The following is a 5,854-nucleotide window of genomic DNA, read 5'->3' as shown; positions in this document are numbered from 1 at the left end:
CAGACTGCGAAGAGAAGCGTGACCCGGATGAGTGACAATGACCCGAAACTAAAAAGGAAAAGGAGCTTGACCCAAACACCCAATTAGAGAAGCTGTCGTTCAGCCAAGGGCTGCGGCGCGGCCAAGAGGTTAGCGATCAGAAATCGCCCTCAGCACATTGCAGGCACGTGATGCCATTGCGCCGCCACATGTCGACTACTGAGTTTCGATCATCAACCACAAAGGCAATTTCCTTACCTTCACTACGTAGTTGATCAAGGATCTCTTTTTTTATATCGGTGTCCGGCCGAAAATCGTTCATAGGGCGCATAAGAAGCTCTTCGAATGGTATCGAATTCCAAATGAGCCAGGTCTCTGTGATTTTGCGGTATTCTTCGCCTCGACCTGATATCAAAATTAGTTGATATTTCTGACTGTCCCAAAGGGCTTTGTACAGCTCAACCACTGGGCGGTTGGGGGTGTCGTCACCCATCTTCGAATTGAATGTTCGCCAGTCGGGTTTCTCACCATCAAGCAGTGGACGGCGGTGGTCGATCAAAGCCAAAGTTCCATCGATGTCGAATAAAACACACGGCTTCATTTTTTTGAAGTGACCTTGGTTACGTTCTTTAGGTGACGACGAACTTCTTCGCGGATGTACTTACACCTCTCGTCATTATGGGTGTTCCCAATTTTCTTCTCGGTCTGGTGGGCATAAACGTTACGGATGCTGTTCAAGTGAGGAGGATCTCTATCGCCCTTGAAGTAAGTTGAGTGGATATCCCCCGCGTCTTTCGTCTCATCAGACATTTTCATTAGTCCACGAATTAGATTATTTCGTGAGAATGCGTCGAGGCCTTGCGCAACCTCAGTATCATCACTGTTGCAAATCCAGTCAGTAAAGGCTGCGAAGCCAGATTTATGCACTCCTCTCTTTAGCCATGCATTCTTGAGTGCGTTCTTTCTCTGACGTTTCAATTCGTCCATTAGGATTTTTTGAATTTTCGTTTGTACGGCTGGATCTGAACTTTCCCATGTTTCTCTCTTGCACAGATGCTGTAATATTTTTGCGTCTATCTCACTCGTTCTATCCATAAGTAGGCCACGAGAAGCGTTGAGTTTGTGTTCTTCAGCATGCATCTCTGAGCAAATGCCTCGCAAGTCTTTCCTGAGGTTATCTCCTCGAACACTTACGAAGACACTTTTTCCAACTAGCTGAGCCTTTTCCAACCCATCTTGGAGTTGTTTTGTGGCATGTTCTTCTAGAGTGCCAACTTGTACACCTTCGCCCCCAGAGTAGAATACGATTGGGCGGTACATTGTTTGGTGGTGACGAATGTGGTCAATGATTTCATGACCTTTAATTTCGCCTAGGTGCAAGTCTACAATTACTAAGTCAATCTGGTGAGTTTCGAACTCTCTTGCGATATCGGAAAAAATTCTGGTTTTAAAGACGTCTATGTCGGTCTCAGCACGACCGGTTTGGACGACTGGAACATCGATGAAATTTGTATCAATTCCAACATTACTGTTGTGTCGACCTAGGTCCCTTTTTGTATCTCGAAGTGTGCCGATATTATCATCGATGCAAAGCACTGTGTAGTCTAGTCTCATTTAGGCCACCTTATGCGAACAGAAATCCCGCTCGTGTCATTGTTGAAAATCGACACTTCCGCCTCTAAGGACGACGCAATGCGTTTTACTTGAGACAGGCCCAATCCCGATCCCGTCGTGGTAGTTATACCTCGGTGGAATAGTTCATTGGGGGTGTAGCGATCAGTCAAAAACGCGCCATCATTCTCAAAGACCAAATCTATGAAATCCGCAGTCTCTTTTGCGAAGATGAGAAGCTCACTAGCTTCAGCTGTCGACGCGTTGGCCATAATGTTATCAATTAGCATTGTTACTTCGATGGGACTAAATGGAAGTAGAAGCTCCACGTCAGTAGCATTCTCGAAACTAGCGGATAGCTTGAAGGCACGACTTAAATCACCGAGTTGCTCCAAGTATTGTGACGTGAACGAAAAAATATCTTCGGTTAGCTTGTCGCTCATCATGTCGAACCCTGCATTCGAAACTACCTTGGCTAGCTGAAGCAGTTTATCGTTGTGGAAAAGCGCTGATTTGATCATTTTCTCGACTTGTGCGGTATCTTTTGAAGTCTCCAACTCTTCCAGTGCGTCGTTTAGATCGCCAGAAATTTCTTCGCCAAGTAATGTTATGTGGTGGTTAAGCTCTTCGACTTTCTTTGAGTCTGGTTTCTGTGAGGCCTCAGCAAATAGACGCCGCTTTTTCTCAACTGTCGCTGTGCGTTCAAAATTTGCAGCACTGGTCTCCGCTATCGACTGTCTATGTTTGGCATCTGCCGTGGCCTTCTCGGCTTCCTCCGCACGCAAGCGCGCATTTTCGGCCTTACGTTCGGCCTCTTCCGCACGCTGTCGTTGTTCATGGGCGTCGATACGGGCCTGTTTTTCAGCTTTAATCGCTTCCATGTTGCGAAGCGCGATCTTCTTGAAGTTGCCCTTGTCGACGGAAGTCAACTCATCAAATGTTTTGTCGGTGGTGTTCTGAATAAATGAGAGCACATATTCGTTGTAAGCATCATCAGCTTCTTCAGCTAACTGGGCGATCAGCCGCTCGTTGACCTTGAAATTTTCAATCTTGAAGCTGGACGTCCTAAGTGTCTTGTTGATAGCCTCTTTGACCGCAAGCTCGTCGATAGTTCTGATGCCAAAACTAAGCGGGTCGGATCGAACATCTTTTTCAGGAATGTTTGTACGGTCTGGATTTGAATGATCCATCAGGGAATGCCAATTGAGACCTTCAACGATGAATCGCTCCAGCTGCCTGATGATATGTGGAACATACCCAAAATCTAGTTGGCCGTTGTTTAGCTGAACTTTGTTATCGCTTTCGGGATCGGAGGCAGTCAGCTCGTGGTAAGCTTCGTCATTTTCCAGCCCTTCGCGACTGGAGATTGGCTTAAACAGATCTTCATAGTCCGCGACTGTGACCTGTCCGATCACGTCGCGCGCACCCAAGTATCTCGAAAAACCTTGTGTTTTTCTCTGATCTAATCCCAACCAATCATTCTTCGGGTTTCCATAGGGCGACACGCGAAAGCCATTTAGAAACATGAAAACAGAGCCATAATCGTTCGTTGAGTAGCCTGTTCTTTTCTTGAAAAACAGCTTTGAGCTGAAGTTCATGTAATGAATGCTTACCTTGATGTCCTTCAAGTGCGTGTACGGATTGCCGACTTCATAGCTGTAAACTGGGTCACCATGGTAAAGTAGCTCAGTAAAAAGCTTCTTTCCTGCAGAATCAATACTCGAGACGATATTGTATGTTCGCAAAGCGAGTTCTTCAAAAACAGTATTTGCAATTGTTACTTCCGGAGCATTAAATATTTTTAGGGCAACTTCGAAGCTTGAGTCCGGATCAGAAATGAACTTTTCCAGTTCCGATTTGAGTTTGTGGAGCTTACCATTCCCCCAAGCCGCGCGCAATTTCGATATCTGGAGGACTGTACCGCTAGAAAATGAGCTTTCCCCAATTTCTGCGAGGAAGTTACTTTTTGACAAAATTTCATACTGCAATTTTACGGTTGAGATTTCGGCATCTTTTGATCCGGTCTCGAACAGTTCCCAGTTGATTGGGAGTTTGATGTAATCACCGTGTTCTGACTTGGTGTAGAGTGTTAACTCTTTCCCCAGTCTGTCACATGAAAAACGACCTACTCCTTTGCTTCCAGCGAATGGTTTGTCGCGTTCTGAGTTTGCGACTTTTTTCTCTGAATACGCAATATTTAGCCACTTGTCCTGAATATCGTCGATGGTCATGCCATGTCCGAAATCTTTGAGTATCAGCTCTGATGGTGACGAGCCGGTCTTCTCTTTGAAGTGTAGCTTTACTTTGGGTGATCCAGCGTCTTTTGAGTTTTTGATAAGCTCGATGATAGCGATGTTGTCGTCGAGAATTAGACCTCTGCCGATGATGTCTTTGATGCCTGCATTAGCACGGAACGCGAGATCGTTATTGCTGGTCGTCATGCGTCAAGGCTTTCTTGCATATCCGAGATTAACAAGCCGAGCGCTTCAGCCATCAAGGGGGGCACTGCGTTGCCGACTTGGGTGTATCGTGGGCACTCTTGCTTCCGTCTTGCACCACCAGTTGTATATTTTCCCAAAAACTCAAACCAATCTGGAAATGTTTGTAGGCGAGCGCATTCTCGTACAGTCAAAATACGTGGTTCGCTGTAATGTAACAAGTCGTCGGGAAGGGTTGTGACGGTCTTAGACATCTCGTCAGGGTGAAGTGGTGTGAAGCACTGTTTTTTTATGCCATATTTTTCACGAAATTCTTTGGGCAGAGATTTACCTTTAGGACATGTAGCGAGGATCTCCGAAAACTTCGAAAGCGTGTCGGGTCTATGCTTCGCTAATCGCAGGCTGTTTGCTGATTTCCCTGACGGAAGATCTTTTTTCAAAAGGCGTTGGAAGTCAGATTCTATTTCCCGGCGGTATATGATCTGCTGGAAACCGTTGGTGTCGACACTTTTGATGGTTCCCGAAGCGGATACTTCGAGGTCAGAAATTGCTTCTTTTACGCTAATGTCGTGACCGTTCAGTTTTTTGCGTTTCCGAAATTTACCCGCGTGTGCTGCTATGTTTTCCATAGGATTCATCACGGCGACATCACCCTGCAAAAGATCAGACCTGACGGCGATCAGAATGAAGCGTGGACGGGGTTGAGGGACCCCGAAGAGTGATGCATCTAGAATAGATGAGAACGTGCTATAGCCTCCCCAGCTTAGGTCTTCCAGTTGCTTGATAACTTGCTCGGAGTGCGATGGTTTTTTTGAGTTTTTGAACTTTGCAGTGAACCCTTTGACATTTTCGAAGACAAGAAACTTGGGTCGAATGATATCAACAATTTCCAGATACTCATCCTTTAGTTTGTTGCGTGGGTCATCCGCTTTGCGACGTCCTGCAAATGAAAAACCCTGACAAGGTGGACCGCCCGCGATGAGGTCGATTTCCCCTCGTAAGGTTACTAGCTCTGCTCTGTAGTCGTCCAATAGCTCACTTGTACTTATCGCCTGTTTGGGCAGCCATCTCGGCCAGTCAAACCGGAGCGCTTTCTTTCTATTGAAGTTGTGGGAGAACGTTTCGAAGGCATCTTCGTTTTTCTCGATGGCAAATACACCCTTCCAGCCGGCCTTGGATAAACCCAGAGAAAGGCCGCCACAGCCAGCAAAGAGATCGATGAAATGCATGACAAAACCTTTTTTAGGTAGGACTAGCATGGATTCTTTCGGAGCGCCAGGTACTTGTCGATTACTTCCTTTGAGTGACCAACTTCAGGCTATTTGGCACCTGCAGCGAACGTCCGGCTTCCGCCGATTTTGTTGAAAAACTCGAAAACGCTCCAACCGCATTTTTCCGGTAAAATTTGTTGCATCAGCAAAGTCGATTTCGCTTGCTCTGATTTGGCCGTGAGAGCCTCAAACATTGCCAACTCAACGCTTCGGCCGCCCGCCTGTGCAAAACTTTCGAGATGCCTTCCACGTACAATTTTCACAGCCATTTTCGCAAAAATCGGAGTTTTTCAACAGTATCCGCCCTCAGATGCTGCAACCAAACCCCACTGCTTATCTATCCAACGCATTGTAAGCGGTGCCTATCCTTCCCACCTGCGAGATCCCCTCAAAAAAGAAGCCGACCGATGTACAAGATCATGTAAGCAGAGCCTAAAGCTCAATCAGTTTCGACCTTTGAATTGAGGTGCCCCTAGATTTGTAGACGCTTTGCTTGGTAATTTTGGAACCAAGGAGAGACGGATATGAACAAAGGAATACGGTTTACAGACGAGT

General features: G+C 46.3%; 5 protein-coding genes. All 5 read right to left on the bottom strand.

Annotation, left to right across the window (positions count from 1 at the left end; translation table 11 throughout):
• Positions 1–136 precede the first annotated feature (136 nt).
• Positions 137–580 (bottom strand): phosphatase domain-containing protein, encoded by a 444-nt coding sequence (locus tag FHS72_RS18345; protein ID WP_484631642.1) that lies wholly within the window; start codon positions 578–580, stop codon positions 137–139.
• On the bottom strand, positions 577–1,593 hold the full coding sequence (locus tag FHS72_RS18340; protein WP_183531184.1) for a response regulator: 1,017 nt from the start codon (positions 1,591–1,593) through the stop codon (positions 577–579). The genes FHS72_RS18345 and FHS72_RS18340 overlap by 4 nt, the downstream gene beginning before the upstream one ends.
• Complete coding sequence (locus FHS72_RS18335; protein ID WP_183531183.1) at positions 1,590–4,031, bottom strand: ATP-binding protein; 2,442 nt, start codon at positions 4,029–4,031, stop codon at positions 1,590–1,592. The genes FHS72_RS18340 and FHS72_RS18335 overlap by 4 nt, the downstream gene beginning before the upstream one ends.
• Positions 4,028–5,257 (bottom strand): DNA cytosine methyltransferase, encoded by a 1,230-nt coding sequence (locus FHS72_RS18330; RefSeq protein WP_221235484.1) that lies wholly within the window; start codon positions 5,255–5,257, stop codon positions 4,028–4,030. The genes FHS72_RS18335 and FHS72_RS18330 overlap by 4 nt, the downstream gene beginning before the upstream one ends.
• A gap of 89 nt (positions 5,258–5,346) precedes the next feature.
• Positions 5,347–5,568, bottom strand: coding sequence for a hypothetical protein (locus FHS72_RS18325; RefSeq protein ID WP_183531181.1), 222 nt, complete (start codon positions 5,566–5,568; stop codon positions 5,347–5,349).
• Positions 5,569–5,854 lie beyond the last annotated feature (286 nt).

Source organism: Yoonia ponticola (assembly GCF_014199395.1).
In the GTDB taxonomy this organism is placed as follows: domain Bacteria; phylum Pseudomonadota; class Alphaproteobacteria; order Rhodobacterales; family Rhodobacteraceae; genus Yoonia; species Yoonia ponticola.
This window is presented reverse-complemented; position numbering and strand designations above follow the sequence as displayed.